The 16,189-nt window shown below is 74.5% G+C and carries 18 protein-coding genes; 8 read left to right on the forward strand and 10 right to left on the reverse strand.

The annotated features are described in order from the left end of the window. Window positions 1-4: 4 nt before the first annotated feature. On the reverse strand, window positions 5-172 hold the full coding sequence (locus tag ABT023_RS18315) for a hypothetical protein (RefSeq protein ID WP_350886938.1): 168 nt from the start codon (window positions 170-172) through the stop codon (window positions 5-7). Between the two features lie 187 nt (window positions 173-359). On the opposite strand from ABT023_RS18315, the gene ABT023_RS18320 reads away from it, so the two are divergent. Beyond that, a complete protein-coding gene (locus ABT023_RS18320) occupies window positions 360-1,220 on the forward strand; it encodes an alpha/beta hydrolase family protein (RefSeq protein WP_502890711.1) in 861 nt (286 codons plus the stop codon). 262 nt (window positions 1,221-1,482) lie between these two features. Further along, window positions 1,483-2,451: an alpha/beta hydrolase family protein gene (locus ABT023_RS18325; RefSeq protein ID WP_350886944.1), complete on the forward strand. Its 969-nt coding sequence runs from the start codon at window positions 1,483-1,485 to the stop codon at window positions 2,449-2,451. 39 nt (window positions 2,452-2,490) lie between these two features. Here the strand turns inward: ABT023_RS18325 and ABT023_RS18330 are convergent, their stop codons facing one another. From ABT023_RS18330 to ABT023_RS18340, 3 genes are all read right to left on the reverse strand, one after another. Continuing rightward, entirely contained in the window at window positions 2,491-3,453 is a 963-nt protein-coding gene (locus ABT023_RS18330) for a zinc-binding dehydrogenase (RefSeq protein ID WP_350887069.1), read from the reverse strand. 74 nt (window positions 3,454-3,527) lie between these two features. After that, entirely contained in the window at window positions 3,528-4,706 is a 1,179-nt protein-coding gene (locus tag ABT023_RS18335) for an NAD(P)-dependent malic enzyme (RefSeq protein WP_350886947.1), read from the reverse strand. Window positions 4,707-4,864: 158 nt separating this feature from the next. Beyond that, a complete protein-coding gene (locus ABT023_RS18340) occupies window positions 4,865-5,269 on the reverse strand; it encodes a S24/S26 family peptidase (RefSeq protein WP_502890707.1) in 405 nt (134 codons plus the stop codon). 25 nt (window positions 5,270-5,294) lie between these two features. Between ABT023_RS18340 and sodN the strand changes: the two genes are divergently transcribed. From sodN to ABT023_RS18355, 3 genes are read left to right on the forward strand one after another with little or no spacing between them, the layout of a single operon-like run. Continuing rightward, window positions 5,295-5,699 carry a superoxide dismutase, Ni gene (sodN, locus tag ABT023_RS18345; protein WP_350886952.1) on the forward strand — a complete coding sequence of 135 codons (405 nt, stop codon included), beginning with the start codon at window positions 5,295-5,297 and terminating at the stop codon, window positions 5,697-5,699. Continuing rightward, window positions 5,696-6,241, forward strand: coding sequence for a GNAT family N-acetyltransferase (locus ABT023_RS18350; protein WP_350886955.1), 546 nt, complete (start codon window positions 5,696-5,698; stop codon window positions 6,239-6,241). Before sodN ends, ABT023_RS18350 begins: the two co-directional genes overlap by 4 nt. 31 nt (window positions 6,242-6,272) lie before the next feature. Then, window positions 6,273-6,680: an ATP-binding protein gene (locus ABT023_RS18355; protein ID WP_350886958.1), complete on the forward strand. Its 408-nt coding sequence runs from the start codon at window positions 6,273-6,275 to the stop codon at window positions 6,678-6,680. A gap of 24 nt (window positions 6,681-6,704) precedes the next feature. Here the strand turns inward: ABT023_RS18355 and ABT023_RS18360 are convergent, their stop codons facing one another. Further along, on the reverse strand, window positions 6,705-7,091 hold the full coding sequence (locus ABT023_RS18360) for a hypothetical protein (RefSeq protein WP_350886960.1): 387 nt from the start codon (window positions 7,089-7,091) through the stop codon (window positions 6,705-6,707). A 43-nt stretch (window positions 7,092-7,134) separates the two neighbouring features. On the opposite strand from ABT023_RS18360, the gene ABT023_RS18365 reads away from it, so the two are divergent. After that, window positions 7,135-8,085, forward strand: a complete 951-nt coding sequence (locus tag ABT023_RS18365) for a diacylglycerol/lipid kinase family protein (protein WP_350886963.1) — start codon at window positions 7,135-7,137, stop codon at window positions 8,083-8,085. 447 nt (window positions 8,086-8,532) lie between these two features. Then, entirely contained in the window at window positions 8,533-8,790 is a 258-nt protein-coding gene (locus ABT023_RS18370; RefSeq protein ID WP_161685375.1) for a WhiB family transcriptional regulator, read from the forward strand. A gap of 97 nt (window positions 8,791-8,887) precedes the next feature. On the opposite strand, the gene ABT023_RS18375 is transcribed toward ABT023_RS18370, so the two are convergent. The 4 genes from ABT023_RS18375 to ABT023_RS18390 form a co-directional block, all read right to left on the reverse strand. Further along, on the reverse strand, window positions 8,888-9,634 hold the full coding sequence (locus ABT023_RS18375; protein WP_502890712.1) for a sirohydrochlorin chelatase: 747 nt from the start codon (window positions 9,632-9,634) through the stop codon (window positions 8,888-8,890). A gap of 74 nt (window positions 9,635-9,708) precedes the next feature. Beyond that, a complete protein-coding gene (locus ABT023_RS18380; RefSeq protein ID WP_350886966.1) occupies window positions 9,709-10,470 on the reverse strand; it encodes a phosphoadenylyl-sulfate reductase in 762 nt (253 codons plus the stop codon). Then, on the reverse strand, window positions 10,467-10,625 hold the full coding sequence (locus ABT023_RS18385; RefSeq protein WP_350886968.1) for a hypothetical protein: 159 nt from the start codon (window positions 10,623-10,625) through the stop codon (window positions 10,467-10,469). The genes ABT023_RS18380 and ABT023_RS18385 overlap by 4 nt, the downstream gene beginning before the upstream one ends. 76 nt (window positions 10,626-10,701) lie before the next feature. After that, entirely contained in the window at window positions 10,702-12,414 is a 1,713-nt protein-coding gene (locus ABT023_RS18390; RefSeq protein ID WP_350886971.1) for a nitrite/sulfite reductase, read from the reverse strand. Between the two features lie 479 nt (window positions 12,415-12,893). On the opposite strand from ABT023_RS18390, the gene ABT023_RS18395 reads away from it, so the two are divergent. Then, window positions 12,894-14,429, forward strand: a complete 1,536-nt coding sequence (locus tag ABT023_RS18395; RefSeq protein WP_350887073.1) for a glycosyltransferase family 39 protein — start codon at window positions 12,894-12,896, stop codon at window positions 14,427-14,429. Between the two features lie 73 nt (window positions 14,430-14,502). On the opposite strand, the gene ABT023_RS18405 is transcribed toward ABT023_RS18395, so the two are convergent. After that, window positions 14,503-16,176: a histidine kinase N-terminal domain-containing protein gene (locus ABT023_RS18405; protein ID WP_502890709.1), complete on the reverse strand. Its 1,674-nt coding sequence runs from the start codon at window positions 16,174-16,176 to the stop codon at window positions 14,503-14,505. Window positions 16,177-16,189 lie beyond the last annotated feature (13 nt).

The following is a 16,189-nucleotide window of genomic DNA, read 5'->3' on the forward strand; positions in this document are numbered from 1 at the left end:
CCGGTCAGGCCAGGGCCAGCCAGGCGACCACGGCCACCAGCACCACCGCGCCGACCGCGGCGCCGACGACCAGGGACGCCCGGGACGCCGCCGGGGCGCCGGCCTCAGGCTCGTGGGCGAACGCCCGGAACTGCTCTGTGTTGCCGCTCGGGTCCAGGTACTTGTCAGACATGGGCCAGACCATAGCCAAGGCGGTCCGACCGAACCGCCCCCACGCGGGCGAAACGCCGCAGGACCGCCCGATGGGGGGAGCCGCCCCCGCCGGGTGGCTCCGCCGACCGGTCCGGACGGCGGGGCCGCGCCGGTCCCGGGCCGCCTAGCGTAGTGACGTGGGGGTTCGACGGCTGGTCGCCGTGCTGATGACGACGCTGCTGGCCGGCTGTGGCCCGGCCACCGCCGCCGCTGGAGGCGGGGAACCGCCGGCCCGGTCCGCGCCCGCCGGGGCGTACCCGGTCGGGGTGCGGACGTTCACGCTCGACCCGGGCGGCGCGCGCCCGCTGCCGGTGACCGTCTGGTATCCGGCCGGCCCCGGCGGGATCGCCCAGGGCCGGTTCCCGGTCGTCGTGTTCAGCCACGGGCTGCACAGCCTGCCCGAACTGCACGCCCCGCTGACCACCCGATGGGCCGCCGCCGGGTTCGTGGTGGCCGCTGCGGCGTACCCGCGCACCCGGCGCGGTGCGGCCCGGTTCACCCGGGCGGACGTGCGTAACCAGCCGGCCGACGGCTGGCGGCTGATCCGGCACCTGGTCCGCCTCGACGCCCGCCGGGGCGACCCGCTCGCCGGCCACCTGGACGTCGCCCGCTTCGCCGCGGCCGGGCACTCGGCGGGCGGGTTCACCACCGCCGGGATGCTCACCTCCGGGCACTCTTCCCGGCTGCGGGCGGGCATCGTGATCGCCGGGGGCGGTCTGGCCGGCGCGTTCGCCGGTCCCGCCGCGCCGGTGCTGTTCGTGCACGGCGACGCCGACCCGGTGGTGCCGGTGACCGTCGGCCGGGCCGCGTACGCCCGGACGCCCGGCCCGGCCGCGTTCCTCACCGTCACCGGCCAGGGCCACGGCGCGTACCTGACCCCCGGCCATCCCGGATTCCCCCAGGTTCTCGCCGCCACCACGGACTTCCTCCGCTGGACCCTCTACGGCGACGCCACCGCCCTCCCCCGCCTCCCCACCATCGCCCGCTCCCCCCACACCACCTGGCTCTCCCGCCTCCCCACCCACTGACCCCACCCCCTGCCCCGCCCGCAGCCCTACCCCGCCCGCGATCTTGCAGTAGGGGTTCCGACATTTAGTGCGGAGGGTGCATTTCTTGGGCCCCGTCGTTCGAAGGACGTCACCGACATCGCCCGCCTCCGCGCTGCCGCCGCCGCGCGTCCGGTGGGGGCGACCGGCCCGGCGGACCCACCCCCGTATCCCGGGTGATCGGCCGCTCGCCTGCGGTGCGATGTCGGCCGGTCGCCTCACCTTGCGAGGCACAATCGGATTCATGCCCCGTCGCCGCACCGCCGCCCTGCTGGTCGCCGCCCTGCTCGCCGCCGGGCTGAGCGGCTGCTCGGGCGACGCCGGGCCGGCCGGGCGCGGCGTTGATCCGGTGGAGCCGCCGAAGGCCACCACCCCGGCGCCGCGCGTGCCCGCCGGCACCGCGCCGAGCGGGTCCTTCGCGGTCGGCGTACGCCAGCTCAAGCTCAACCGCGGCGGCGACCGGCCGCTGCCGGTGACCATCTGGTACCCGGCCCGGGGCGCGGCCGGCGGGACGCCCGAGCGGTCCACGCCCGCCGCCGCCGGCCGGTTCCCCGTGGTGATGTTCAGCCACGGCCTGAACGGCCGGCCGGACGACTACGCCACCCTGCTCGCCCGGTGGGCGGCGGCCGGTCTCGTGGTGGCCGCGCCGGCCTTCCCGCACACCGCCCGGGGCGGCGACGGCAACGTGCTGGACGTGCTCAACCAGCCCGCCGACGTGTCGTACGCGCTGACCCGGGTGCTCGCCCTGGACGCGAAGGCGGGCGACCCGCTGCGCGGCCGGCTCGCCACCGACCGGGTGGCCGCGGCGGGGCACTCGGCCGGCGGGGTGACCACGATCGGCCTGTTCACCGCCGGGCGGGACGACCGGCTGGACGCCGGGGTGGTCTTCGCCGGCACCGCCCTGGGCGTGGGCACGGCGTTCGCCGGGGCCGCCGCGCCGCAGCTGTTCGTGCACGGCGAGGCCGACGAGGTGGTCGGCTACGCGTCGGGCCGGGCGGCGTACGACAGGGTGCCCTGGCCCAAGGCGATGCTGAGCCTGCCGAAGGGCGACCACGGCCGCGCCCTGCTCACCGACGGCGCGGCCCTGCGGGTGGTCTCGGACACCACCGTCGAGTTCCTCCGCTGGACCCTGTACGGCGACGCGGCGGCCAAGGGCCGGCTGCCGGCCGAGGCCACCCGGGGTGGCCTCGCCACCCTCGACGACCGGTTGTGAGGCCCCTCCCGCCGGGGCCCGTCCCGGCGGGAGGGCCGATCAGGCCGTGTGGTCGATGACGATCTTGCCGAAGGCGTCGCCCGAGTGCAGTCGGGCGAAGGCGTCCTCGACCCGGCTGAACGGCACCACGCTGTCCACCACCGGGCGCACGTCGTGCTCGGCGCAGAATGCCAGCAGCTCGGTCAGCTCGCCCGGGGTGCCCATCGAGGTGCCGAGGATCTCCAGTTGCATGGCGAAGACGCGGCGCAGGTTGACCTTCGGTTCGTGCCCGGCGGTCGCCCCGGAGACCACGATCCGGGCCATCGGCGCGGCCGACTTCAGCGAGTGGTCGAAGGTGGCCGCCCCGACCGTCTCGACCACCACGTCGACCCGCTCCGGGAGCCGGGCGCCGGACTCCAGCGCGGTCGCCCCCAGCTCGGTGATCCGCTCCCGCTTGCCGGGGTCGCGGCTGGTCGCGTACACCCGCTTGCCGAGCGCGACGGCGAGCGCGACGGCCGCCGTGGCGACGCCGCCGCCCGCGCCCTGGACCAGCACCGACTCGGCGTCCTCCACCCGGCCCTTGGTGGTCAGCATCCGCCAGGCGGTGAGCCACGCGGTGGGCAGGCAGGCGGCGTCCGTCGCGGACACGCCGCCCGGCAGGCGCAGCAGGTTCATCCGGGGTACGGCCACCCGCTCGGCGAGGGTCCCTTGAAAGTGCTCGGAGAGGATGGACATGCCACGCGGGTCGCCCGGGTCGGCGACCAGCGGGTAGACCACGACCTCGTTGCCGTCCGGGTCGGTGCCGACGGCGTCGCAGCCGAGGATCATCGGCAGCCGGTCCGCGCCGAGCCCCACGCCGCGCAGCGACCACAGGTCGTGGTGGTTGAGCGAGCTGGCCCGCATCTGCACGGTGACCCAGTCGTCCTCGGGGTGGATCGGCTCGGGACGCTCGCCGACAGTCAGCGCGGAGAGCGGATTGTCGGCGTCGAAGCTCGACGCGAAGGCGGCACGCATGATCCGCACCGTAGCAAGGAGCGGGGGTGTCAAGAAGGGCCCCTTCTCAGACCGGACGACAGCGAAGGGGCCCGTCGTCCGACTCAGGCGCGGGCGACGCCGTCGCGGCGGGCGGCCTCGGCGACGGCCTCGGCCACCGCGGGGGCGACCCGCGGGTCCAGCGGGGACGGCACGATCGCGTCGGCGGTCAGCGCCTCGGCGACCACGCCGGCGATCGCGTCGGCGGCGGCCACCTTCATCCCCTCGGTGATCCGGGTGGCCCGGGCGTCCAGCGCGCCCCGGAAGACCCCGGGGAAGGCCAGCACGTTGTTGATCTGGTTGGGGTAGTCGCTGCGGCCGGTCGCGACCACCGCGACGTGCCGGGCGGCCACCTCGGGGTGCACCTCGGGGGTCGGGTTGGCCAGCGCGAAGACGATGCCGCCGGGTGCCATTGCGGCCACCGCCTCCTCCGGGATCTGCCCGCCGGAGACGCCGATCAGCACGTCCGCGCCGCGCAGGGCCTCGGTGACGTCGCCCCGGCGGCCCGCGGCGTTGGTGTCGGCCGCGAGGGCGGCCTTGGTGCCGGTGAGCTCGGTCCGGTGCCGGCCGATGATCCCCTTCGAGTCGCAGACCACCACCCGCGTCGGGTCCACTCCCCCGGCGATCAGCATCCGGGTCACCGCCACCCCGGCCGCGCCCGCGCCGCTGACCGTCACCCGCAGGTCGCCCAGCTTGCGGTTGAGCAGGGCGGCGGCGTTGCGCAGCGCGGCGAGCACGACGATCGCGGTGCCGTGCTGGTCGTCGTGGAAGACCGGGATGGGCAGCGCCTCGTCGAGCCGGCGCTCCACCTCGAAGCACCGCGGCGCGCTGATGTCCTCCAGGTTGATCCCGCCGAACGAGGGGGCGAGGGCCTTCACCACCGCGACGATCTCGTCCACGTCCTGGGTGTCCAGGCAGATAGGCACCGCGTCCACGCCGCCGAACTGCTTGAACAGCACCGCCTTGCCCTCCATCACCGGCAGCGCCGCGCGCGGGCCGATGTTGCCCAGACCGAGCACGGCCGACCCGTCGGTGACGACCGCGACGGTGTGCCCCACCCAGGTGTAGTCGTCGGCCAGGGCCGGGTCGGCGGCGATCGCCTCGCACACCCGGGCCACCCCGGGGGTGTACGCGAGGGAGAGGTCCTCCCGGCTGGTCAGCGGGACGGTGGAGGCGACGGCCATCTTGCCGCCGGCGTGCAGTCGGAAGACGGGATCGGCGGGATCCACGATGGACGAAGACATGGTGACTCCAGGATCTGTCGAGCAGATGGAGCGTCCGGCTCGGGCGCTAGGTGAGGCGACGAGCGGCGGTACGCGGTGCGGGGGGTCACCCGGGCACCCGCCGAGCATAGTGTCGGCGATGCGCCCCTGATGTGAGTAGGGTCATACTCAGGAGTAGCTCAGGGACGCGGCAGGCGGCCCGGCCGGGGCCAGTACCGGGCCACCACCCGGCCCTGCACATCGGCCACGCCGTACGCCCGGGAGTCGTCGGTGATCAGGTCGTTGTCGCCACGTACCCACCAGCCGCCGTCCTGCGGACGGACCGCGCGCTTGACCACCAGCAGCTCCGGGCGACTGCGGAAAACGGCGACCACGACGTCGCCGGCGCGGACCGGGCGGCCTCCCCGGCGGACCAGCACCGCGTCGCCGTGGCGCAGGGTGGGGACCATCGACGGACCGGTCACCAGCACGGCGGCGAGCGGCCCGCGCAGCCGGTCCACGGCCCGGGGTTCGTCGGGGCGCACCCGGGTTTCACCTCCACCCCGCTGGGGAGCATGTCCAGGAGTAATGTCGTCTTGGATCATCGCAAACTTCACATGGAGGATCCCGATGCGACTTCTGCGCATCCTCACGCCGCGCGTAACCGCCAGCGCCCACTGCGACCTGCCGTGCGGCATCTACGACCCGGCCCAGGCCCGGATCGAGGCCGAATCGGTCAAGGCGATCGCCGAGAAGTACCAGGCGAACACCGACGCCGAGTTCCGCACCCGGGCGCTGATCATCAAGGAGCAGCGCGCCGAGCTGGTCAAGCACCACCTGTGGGTGCTGTGGACGGACTACTTCAAGCCGGCCCACTTCGAGAAGTACCCGAACCTGCACACCCTGTTCAACGAGGCAACCAAGCTGGCCGGCGCCAGCGGCGCCAAGGGCAGCGTGGACCCGGCCAAGGCCGACGAGCTGCTGACGAAGATCGACGAGATCTCGAAGATCTTCTGGGAGACCAAGCAGGCGTGACCGCCGGCCTCACCCCGACAGTACGGCCGGCACGTCCCGAGGACGTGCCGGCCGTCGTCGCGATGGTGCACGAGCTGGCCGAGTACGAGCGGGCACCCGACCAGTGCCACCTGAGCGCCGAGCAGCTCGACGCGGCCCTCTTCGGCCCGGCACCGGCGTTGTTCGGTCACGTGGCGGTGGACGATGCCGACCGGCCGCTCGGCTTCACGCTCTGGTTCCTCAACTTCTCCACCTGGGCCGGCGTGCACGGCATCCACCTGGAGGACCTGTACGTCCGCCCGGAGGCCCGGGGCAGCGGCGCGGGCCGGCGGCTGCTGGCCACCCTGGCCGCGATCTGCGTGGAGCGGGGCTACCGGCGGCTCGACTGGTCGATGATCGACTGGAATCCGGCCGCCCGGTTCTACGCCGCGGTCGGCGCCGCGCCGCTGGCGCAGTGGGTGCCGTACCGGCTGACCGGGCCCGCCCTGCACGCGCTCGCGGAGCAGGCCGGCGGCGGGGCCCCGGCCACGACCGGCGGCTCGGCCACGCGCCCGTCGGCCTGACGGGGTAGAGTCCCCGCCGGGGGGATGAGGCGTGACTCAACTGACCGGCCAGCCAGCGACCGACGACGATGTGGTGCACCTGACCGTGCCCGCCGACGGCGGCTACCTCGGCGTGCTCCGTACCGCCACGGCCGGCCTCGCCGCCCGTCTCCAGTTCGCCCTCGACGAGATCGAGGACCTGCGGATCGCCGTGGACGAGGCGTGCGCCATGCTGCTCGCGATCGCCACCCGGGACGCCGAGCTGGAGTGCCGGTTCGCGGTGACCGACGACGCGCTCACCGTCGAGGTGACCGTGCCGACGGTGCGCGGCGCGACGTTGCCCTCCGAGTCGTCCTTCGCCTGGAAGGTGCTGACCGCGCTGACCACGGCCGCATCGACGAACGCGGCGAACGGCCGGGCCACCATCTCCCTGCTCACCCGGCGCGCGTCCCGCTACTGACCCCCGCGGCCCGCCGCGGACCGGCTAGAAGCCGAGGGCCCGCGTGGTGGGCGGGCTGACCAGCAGGGCGGACACCCCGAGGCCGAGCGCCATCAGCGGCAGGCCCAGCCACCCCAGGCCGCCCTGAATCATGTACCAACCGACCGGCAGCAGCATGAGCTCCAGGACGATCGCCGGGGCGCGGGCCCCGGCCCGGCGCCGGCCCAGGGCGCCGCCGAGCACCCACAGCGCCGCCGTGCCGCCGAGGGCGAACGCGGTCACCAGCAGCGCCGACGGCAGGTCGGTGGTCTCGGCGGTGAGATCGGCCCAGACCAGCCAGGCGGCCACCAGTGCGAGCGCGACCGCCTCCGCCCGGAGCAGCCGCACCGCCCATTGCAGCGGGGTCGGATTCCGGTCCGAGTCGATGGTCACGCGCGACACGATACCCGTGGTGGATCGCGGTACAGTGCCGCCCATGCGGGCCGTCCTGGTCGTCAATCCGAAGGCCACCACCACCAGCGAGCGCAGCCGGGACGTCCTGGTCCGGGCGTTGCGCAGCCAAGTCGACCTGTCGGTGCGGTACACCCGCCGGCGGGGCCATGCCACCGACCTCGCCCGGGAGGCAGCCGAGGAGGGCGTCGACCTGGTGGTCACGCTCGGGGGCGACGGCACGGTCAACGAGGTGGTGAACGGCCTGATGACGGCCGACCCGCCGACCATCCGCACCGGGGGGACGCCCGCCGAGCGCCTGCCGGCGCTGGCCACCGTCCCGGGCGGCTCGACGAACGTGTTCGCCCGGGCGCTGGGCCTGCCCCGGGAGTGGCCCGAGGGCACCAGCATGATCCTTGAGGGGCTGCGGCTGGGCCGGTCCCGGACGGTCGGGCTGGGGCGGGCCGACGACCGCTACTTCACCTTCTGCGCCGGCTTCGGCATCGACGCGGCGGTCATCCACCGCGTGGAGCAGGCCCGCCGGCGGGGCCGGGTCTCCACCCCGGCGCTCTACCTGCGGTCGACGGTGAACCAGTACTTCCTCCGCTCGGACCGGCGCCACCCCGCGATCACGCTGGAGCGGCCCGGGGAGCCCGCCGAGGGCGAGTTGGCCACCGTCATCATCCAGAACACCGCGCCGTGGACGTACCTGGGCGAGCGGGAGATCAACCCGAACCCGGAGGCGTCCTTCGATCTCGGGCTGGACGTGCTGGCGATGCGTCAGCTCCGCGTGGCGAGCACCGCACGCACGGTGACGCAGGCGCTCTCGCGAGCCCCGGATCCTCGGGGCCGACAGGTGCTGCGGCTGCACGACGTGAACGAGTTCACCCTGTTCACGAGCCGCCCGCAGGCCTTCCAGCTGGACGGGGACTACCTCGGCGAACGAGAGAAAGTTAGATTTGCATCCGTTCCGGCCGCACTGAGAGTAATCTGTTAGGCCTCGGGTACAGCCCTTGGTCAGGCGGTCCCCCACACCGTGCCGAGACGGTGGCCGCACACCGAGGGCGAGGTGCCGGAAATGTCAGCAATGTCACGCGGACTGTACTATATTGATCCTCGACTGTGGTACGGCGGGTAGCTGGATCACTCTAGAACCCGGACAAAAGGGTCGTGAGCTTGCTCACCGCTCGGAGTTTTTCCGAGCGTCACCCTTGACATCGCGTAAGTTCGTGAAAGTATTCACAAGCGAACTTGAGCTATCGGAACATTGCCTGGATACGCTCGCCGTGTTGAGCTGTTCCAGCAGGTCCCAAGGGCAACAAGAGCCTGCTCACGCAGCGCCGAATTGATGGACGCGAACCGTAACCATTCGGCGTGCGGACGCATATAGGAAAAGCACCAAAAGCAAATCTGCCACCCATCCAGAATGAGGAGTGTTGCCGCCATGGACTGGCGTCACCATGCTGTCTGCCGCGATGAGGACCCGGAGCTGTTCTTCCCGATCGGGACGTCCGGTCCGGCTCTCCTGCAGGTCGAGCAGGCCAAGGCCGTCTGCCAGCGCTGCTCCGTGACCGACCAGTGCCTGCAGTGGGCGCTCGAGTCCGGTCAGGACGCTGGCGTCTGGGGCGGAATGAGCGAGGAGGAACGGCGAGCCGTCAAGCGTCGCGGTGGCCTCCGGGTGCTGCGCGCTCACTCCGCCTGACCACACCGAATCAAAGGCTCCACGCCCCGGCAGGGCAACCCCTGCCGGGGCGTTCTGCTGTCCGGGCAGCGTCAGCGGTGGGCGTCGGGGCCGGCTGTCACCGCGGCGCGGCGTCCACCCGGCGCAGCACCAGCGCGGCCAGTTCCGGGGCGTCGGCGAGCGGCCCGGACACCGTCACGGCACCGGCCGACCGGGCCCCCGCCAGCACGGCGTCGTGGAAGAGGCCGGGGGCCAGGAAGTACGCCGACACGGCCACCCGGCGGGCGCCCGCCGCGCGCAGCCGGGCCACCGCCGCGCCCGTGAGCGGCGGGGCCGCCGAGGCGTACGACACCCGGCAGGGCACCCCGAGTTCGGCGCCGAGTGCCGCCGCGACCCGCCCCACCGACCCGCGTGCCCGGGGATCCCGGGTGCCCGCCGCAGCCAGCACCAGCGCGTCGAACCGCCCGGGCTCCGCCTCGGCCAGCCGGCGCCGCAGCCCGGCCAGCAGCGCGGCGTCGACCACGCCGTCGGCGGGGCCCAGCACGTCGGAGACGCGTACGTCGATCGGCGGGCCCGAGTCCCGGGCCGCCGCGACCGCCGCCGGGATGTCGACCCGCCGGTGGTACGCGGCGGTGAGCAGCAGCGGCACCAGCACCGCCCGGGGATGACCGGCCGCCGCCAGCGACCGCAGCACGGCCGCCGGCCCCGGTTCGGTGTGGTCCAGCCAGCTCGTCGACACAGTCACGCCGGGACGGGCGGCGGCGACCGCCCGGGCCAGTGCCCGGGTCGCCTCTGCCGCCCGGGGATCCCGGCTGCCGTGCGCGACCAGGACGACCGGGGCCGGGGCCAGCAGGGCCGGGCCCAACGGCACCGGGCCCAACGGCACCGGGGCCGCCAGGATCGGGGGCCCGGGCGACAGCCCCGCGATCCCGCCGACGGTCAGCCGTGCAGCCCGCACTCGGTCTTCTCGAACATCGCCCACCGGCCCGCCCGGGGGTCCTCCCCCGCCGTGGTCCGGCGGGTGCAGGGCCAGCAGCCGACCGAGCCGTAGCCCCGCTTGAACAGCTCGTTGACCGGGATGTCGTGGCGGGCGACATAGGCGTCCACGTCCGCCTGGGTCCAGGCGGCGATCGGGTTGACCTTCACCTTGCCGCGCCGGGCGTCGAAGGTCACCACCGGCGTGTTGGCCCGGGTCGGCGACTCGTCGCGGCGCAGCCCGGCGGCCCAGGCGTCGTACCCGCTCAGCGCGCGCTCCAGCGGCTCGACCTTACGGAGCTGGCAGCAGTCGTCCGGGGACCGGTTGAACAGCCGGGGACCGTACTCGCCGTCCTGCTGGCCCACGGTGAGCCGCGGACGGATCGAGCGGACGTTGACGGGCAGCCGTCGGGCCACCTCGTCGCGGACCCGCAGCGTCTCCGGGAAGTGCAGGCCGGTGTCGAGGAAGACCACGTCGACCCCGGGGGCGACGCGGGAGACCAGGTGGGCCAGGACGGCGTCGGCCATCGAGCTGGTGACGCAGAGCCGCTCGCCGAACGTATCGGCCGCCCAGCGGGCGATCTCCAGCGCCGGCGCGCCCTCCAGCTCCCGCCCGGCCCGCCCGGCCAGGGCGCGCAGCTCGTCCGGGCCGCGCCGGGCCGGGTCGGCGGGTGCCGCGCCGCCGAGCCCGACCAGCCCGAGGCCCGCCGCCGACACGACGCTCACCGGGTCACCGCCCGAGTGAGCAGCCCGGTGAACTTCACCGCGAAGACCCGGGCACAGGCGTGGCACTCCCAGGCGCCGTGGCCGGCCTCGCTCGGCCGCAGGTTCTCCTCGCCGCAGTACGGGCAGTACAGGGGCGCCGATCGGGTCTCGCTCATCGCGACACCTCGCTACGCCCGGCATCGCGACGAGGCTCGACCGCACTGAGCCTGCCGGTTCGCTCGCTGTGCTCGCTCATCGCAGTTCCTCCTCGTCTGTCCTGATCACCCAGTTGGCGAACGTCTCGCCCTGGGTCCGGCCGGCCAGGTAGCGGCGGGCCAGTCGCTCCACGTACTCGGGAAGCTCGTCGGCGGTGGTCTTCAGGCCACGCAGCTTGCGGCCGAAGCCGGCGGTCTGCCCCTGAGCCATGCCCAGGCCGCCGCCCAGGTGCACCTGGAAGCCCTCCACCTGGCGGCCGTCCGGGCCGACCACGAGCTGGCCCTTGAGCCCGATGTCGGCGACCTGGGTGCGGGCGCAGGCGTTCGGGCAGCCGTTGATGTGGATGGAGATGTCCGCGTCGAAGTCGCGCAGCCGCTCCTCCAGCCGGGCCACCAGCGCCTCGCCGCGCGCCTTGGTCTCGACGATGGCGAGCTTGCAGTACTCGATCCCGGTGCACGCCATGGTGCCGCGCCGCCAGGCCGACGGCCGGGCCGCCAGGCCGATCCCGCCCAGCTGCGCCACCAGCGATTCGGTCCGCTCCGCCGCCACGTCCAGCACCAGCAGTTTCTGGTACGGAGTGAGCCGCACCCGGTCGCTGCCGTGCGCCTCGACCACGTCGGCCAGCCGGGCGAGCTGAGGACCGGAGACCCGGCCGACCACCGGGGCGGCCCCGACGTAGTTTCGGCCGTCGCGCTGCGGGTGCACCCCGATGTGGTCGACCGGCCGCTCGGGCAGCTCGGGGGCGGGACCGTCGAGCAGCGTACGACCCAGGTACTCCTTCTCCAGCACCTCGCGGAAGCGCTCCACGCCCCAGTCGGCGACCAGGAACTTCAGCCGGGCCCGGTTGCGCAGCCGGCGGTAGCCGTAGTCGCGGAAGATGCCCACCACGCCGGCCCAGACGTCCGGGATCTCGCCCAGCGGCACCCAGACGCCGAGCCGCTTGGCCAGCATCGGGTTGGTGGACAGGCCGCCACCGACCCAGACGTCGAAGCCGGGGCCGTGCTCGGGGTGGTCGACGCCGAGCAACGCGATGTCGTTCGTCTCGTACGGGGTGTCCACCAGCCAGGAGATCGACGTCTTGAACTTGCGCGGCAGGTTGGAGTACTGCTTGTCGCCGACGTACCGCCGGACGATCTCGTCGATCGCCGGGGTCGGGTCGAGCAGCTCGGCCTCGGCCACCCCGGCGACCGGGCTGCCGAGCACGATCCGTGGGCAGTCGCCACACGCCTCGGTGGTCTGCAGGCCGACAGCCTCCAGCCGACGCCAGATCTCCGGCATGTCCTCGACCCGGATCCAGTGGAACTGGATGTTCTGCCGGTCGGTGATGTCGGCGGTGTCCCGGGCGAACTCCCGGGAGATGTCGGCGATGACCCGCAGCTGGGCCAGGTTGAGCTGCCCGCCGTCGATCCGGACCCGGAGCATGAAGAACTCGTCCTCCAGCTCGTGCGGCTCCAGCACGGCGGTGCGCCCGCCGTCGATGCCCGCCTTGCGCTGGGTGTAGAGCCCCCACCAGCGGAACCGGCCGCGCAGGTCCAGGGGGTCGATCGAGGCGAAGCCCCGGTGGGCGTAGATGTTCTCGATCCGGGCCCGGACGTTCAGCGGGTCGTCGTCCTTCTTGATCCGCTCGTTGGGGTTGAGCGGCTCGCGGTGGCCGAGCGCCCACTGCCCCTCCCCACGCGGACGGCGGGGGGCCCGGGCGGCGGGTGCCGCGGGAGCGTCGGGCCGGGCGGGGGTGCTGCTGACCGCCATCGCGGCGTCCTCCGTTGTCTGCTGTGCCTCGGTGCGCGGGCGCGCGGCCGGCCCGTGGGACGGACCATGACAGCGGTGTCGGACAACGGTGTCGGACGGCCGGCGCGGGAACGCGCGCCCGAGACGAGTGGTCGGGCGTCGTCAGTAGGCCGGACAGATGGCGCTGCGAACGCGGCCGTAGTCGACGTGGCGACGGGCCACGAAGCGACGGACGACAGCGGCAAGCATGAAGCCATGCTCCCACATGCTCAGGGGCCCTACCAACGACAGCGTGGGGGATCCCACATCACGGGCCGCCGATACGAGCGAAAACCAAGATTGCCCCCGATCAGGGAAATTGTCCCCTCCCCGCGCGCCGAGGAAACTCTTTCCATGTTCGAGCGTGACCCTCCCAGCGGCCCGGCGGGGCGGGCCGGAGAGCAGCCCTGACGCGTCCCCCGGGGCGGCCGGCGTGTGGAAGGCTCGACGGTGTGGACGAATTGCCCGTAAAGCGGCATTCGCCGGGGTGGTTCGGTGCGGTCTGGGGGTGGCCGGCGCTGGTGACCCTGGCGGTGACCGGCGCGGGGGTGGGCTCCGCCCAGCCGTGGCGGGACGAGTTGGCCACCTGGAGCGCGGCCACCCGCCCGCTGGGCGCCCTGGCCCGGATGGCCGGGGTCATCGACGCGGCGAGCTGGCCGTACTACCTGCTCATGCACGGCTGGGTGGCGGCGTTCGGCGACTCCCCCACGGCGCTGCGGCTGCCGTCGGTGCTGGCCACGGCCGGGACAGCCGGGCTGACCGCCACCCTCGGGTGCCGGCTGTTCGGCCGACGGGCGGGGCTGCTGGGCGGGCTGCTGTTCGCGGTCCTGCCCGGCACGTCCCGGTACGCCCAGGAGGCCCGCCCGTACGCGTTCGTCGCCCTTTTCGCCGTGCTGGCGACGCTGCTGCTGACCCGGGCGCTGGACCGGCCGGGGTGGCGTCGCTGGGCCGGGTACGCCGCGGCCGTCGTCGGGCTCGGCCTGGCCCACCTGGTCGCCCTCACACTGCTCGCCGCCCACGCCGCGACCGCGCCGTACGCCCACCGGGCCGCCGCACCGCACCCGGTCGGGGCGCCACGGTCAGCCCCCGCGCCCACCCGTCGACGCTGGCCGCCGTGGGGGTGGCTGGTCGCGGTGCTGGCCGCGCTGACCGCGCTGACCCCTCTGGTGCTGCTGGCCGTCGGCCAGCGTGGCCGGCAGCTCGACTGGGTCGACCGTGCCCGCCCGGCCGACCTGGCCGCCCTGCCGGGCGCGGTGACCCAGAGCGGCGAGGTGGGCGGGCTGCTGCTCGGGCTCGCCGCGCTCGGGGCCGCCCGGGCGGGGCGACGCGCCCTGCTCCCGGCCGCGTGCGTGGTGCTACCGGTGCTGCTGGTGTTCCTGGCCGGGCTGGCCGGGCCGCTCTGGGTGCCGCGCTACCTGTTCTTCACCGTCCCGTTCGCCTGCGTCCTGGCCGGCGCGGCGCTGGGCGCGACGGACCCGGCGGCGGAATCGGGCCCGGCGGCGCGGACCCCGGAAAGGGGCGGGGTGGCGCTGTCGGCGGCGCTGGGCGTGGTGCTCCTCGCCGGCCTGCTCGGCCTGCCCGACCAGGCCGCGCTGCGGCGCAGCCACGAGTGGCCGCGCGGCGCGCTGGTCGACTACCGGGGCGCGGCCCGGGTCGTCGACGAGGGACGCCGCCCCGGGGACGTGATCGTCTTCTCCCCCCGGGACGGCTGGCTCTTCCTCGATCTCGGCATCCGTTACCACCTCGGCGACCGGCAGCCCCGGGACGCCCTGGTCGTCCGGGACCGGGACGCGCGCGGGGACTACTGGGCCGACGAGTGCCCGCGCCCGGCCGAGTGCCTGGCCGGGGTCGACCGGGTCTGGCTGGTGGTCGCCGGCCGGCGGGCCGACCCGGTCGACGCCGTGTCCGGCGCGACCGGGGACACGCTGCGCGACGACTTCACCGTCGAGCGGGTCCACCCGCGCCCGGGCCTGACCGTGGCGCTGCTCACCCGGTGACCCGGTCCCCGCGCCATGGGCCGTGGGCCGCCCTGGGGGGGTCGCGGTGACCCGTGGCCGGCGAGCCGGCCGGTCAGGGGCGAGCCAGGGGGACCACCAGGACCGCCTCGGTGCCACCCTCGGTGCCGTTGCGCAGCTCGATGGTGCCGCGCAGCTCCCCGGTCACCAGCGCCCGGACGATCTGCAGGCCGAGCCGGCCGCCGCGCTCGGCGTCAAACTCGGCCGGCAGACCGCGCCCGTTGTCCGCGACGGTGACGTGCAGTTGCTTGCGGAACCGGTGCGCCGAGACGACCACCAGCGGCCCGGCCACGTGGCCGGGGCCCGTGACGGCGGGCAGGACGCGGTCCGCCTCGGGCCGAGCGGTCCCGCCCGCCGACGGGGACCCGACCGCCGGCGCCGCAACCGGCGGAGGGGTCCCGGTCGCTGAAGGCCCGGGCGCCGACGGGGTCCCGGCCAACGGGGCGGGACCGGCCGAAGGGTCCTCCGTGGCCGGCGGGAAGCCGTGCTCGACCGCGTTGAGCAGCAGCTCGTTGAGGACCATCACCAGCGAGGTGGCGATCTCGGCGGGCAGCACCCCGAAGCTGCCCCGGCGGCGCATCCCGACGGTCTGCTCGGTCGCCGCGACCTCGGTCGCCGCGCTGGCCACCCGGTCGACGATGCCGTCGAACTCGACCGCCTCGTCGCTGGACATGGAGAGCGTCTCGTGCACCAGGGCGATGGAGGCGACCCGGCGTACCGACTCCTCCAGGGCGACCCGGGCCTCCGGCATCGCGACCCGGCGGGCCTGGAGTCGCAGCAGCGCGGCGACGGTCTGCAGGTTGTTCTTCACCCGGTGGTGGATCTCCCGGATGGTGGCGTCCTTGGTGATCAGGGCGCGGTCGCGGCGGCGTACCTCGGTGATGTCACGGACCAGGACCAGCGCGCCGATCGGCACCCCGGCGGGCATCAGCGGCAGTGCCCGGGTGAGCATGGTCGCGCCCCGGGCGTCGATCTCCCGCCGGGGCGGTGCCTCGCCGCGCAGCGCGGCCAGGATGGCGTTTCCGGCGTCGGTGCCCTCCAGTGGGTCGCCGGCCAGCCGGCGGTGCAGCTCGGCCAGGTCCTCCCCGCCCAGGTGCGAGGCGTAGCCGAGGCGCCGGTACGCGGACTGGGCGTTCGGGCTGGCGTAGGTGACCTTGCCGCCCGCGTCCAGCCGGACCAGGCCGTCGCCGACCCGGGGCGCGGAGGTGGTCTCCCCCGGATGCCGGGGCGGCGGGAACGTGCCGTCGGCGATCATCTGGGCCAGGTCGTCGGCGGTGGTGAGGTAGTTCAGTTCGAGCTGGCTGGGCGTGCGGGCCGTGGAGAGGTTGGTGTCCCGGCCGACCACCGCGATCACCTCGCCGGACTCCCCGTCGGCGGTGCGCAGCCGGACCGGGATCGCCTCGTGCCGGGCCGGCACGTCGCCGTACCAGACCGGGTCGCCCTCCCGCCAGATCCGGCCCTGCCCGTAGGCGACGTCCAGGTGGGACACCTCCGGCCCGCCGACGATCCGCCCCACCTGGTCGTCCTGGTACGCGGTGGGGGCGGTCGTCGGGCGGACCTGGGCCACACAGAGGAAGCTGCCCTCGGCATCCACCGGCACCCAGAGCAGCAGGTCGGCGAAGGACAGGTCGGACAGCAGCTGCCAGTCTCCGGCGATCCGGTGCAGGTGGTCGATGTCGGCGGGGCGGAGCTGGGTGTGCTCCTCGGCGAGTTCGCGCAGCGTGGACACGCCGACCAGCCTG

The sequence above is a fragment of the Micromonospora sp. NPDC002296 genome (assembly GCF_040296145.1).
GTDB lineage: Bacteria > Actinomycetota > Actinomycetes > Mycobacteriales > Micromonosporaceae > Micromonospora.

Coding starts and splice junctions, on each gene's coding strand:
- ABT023_RS18315 (WP_350886938.1), bottom strand. CDS start 172: ATGTCTGACAAGTACCTGGACCCGAGCGGCAACACAGAGCAGTTCCGG.
- ABT023_RS18320 (WP_502890711.1), top strand. CDS start 360: ATGACGACGCTGCTGGCCGGCTGTGGCCCGGCCACCGCCGCCGCTGGA.
- ABT023_RS18325 (WP_350886944.1), top strand. CDS start 1,483: ATGCCCCGTCGCCGCACCGCCGCCCTGCTGGTCGCCGCCCTGCTCGCC.
- ABT023_RS18335 (WP_350886947.1), bottom strand. CDS start 4,706: ATGTCTTCGTCCATCGTGGATCCCGCCGATCCCGTCTTCCGACTGCAC.
- ABT023_RS18340 (WP_502890707.1), bottom strand. CDS start 5,269: ATGATCCAAGACGACATTACTCCTGGACATGCTCCCCAGCGGGGTGGA.
- sodN (WP_350886952.1), top strand. CDS start 5,295: ATGCGACTTCTGCGCATCCTCACGCCGCGCGTAACCGCCAGCGCCCAC.
- ABT023_RS18365 (WP_350886963.1), top strand. CDS start 7,135: ATGCGGGCCGTCCTGGTCGTCAATCCGAAGGCCACCACCACCAGCGAG.
- ABT023_RS18370 (WP_161685375.1), top strand. CDS start 8,533: ATGGACTGGCGTCACCATGCTGTCTGCCGCGATGAGGACCCGGAGCTG.
- ABT023_RS18385 (WP_350886968.1), bottom strand. CDS start 10,625: ATGAGCGAGACCCGATCGGCGCCCCTGTACTGCCCGTACTGCGGCGAG.
- ABT023_RS18390 (WP_350886971.1), bottom strand. CDS start 12,414: ATGGCGGTCAGCAGCACCCCCGCCCGGCCCGACGCTCCCGCGGCACCC.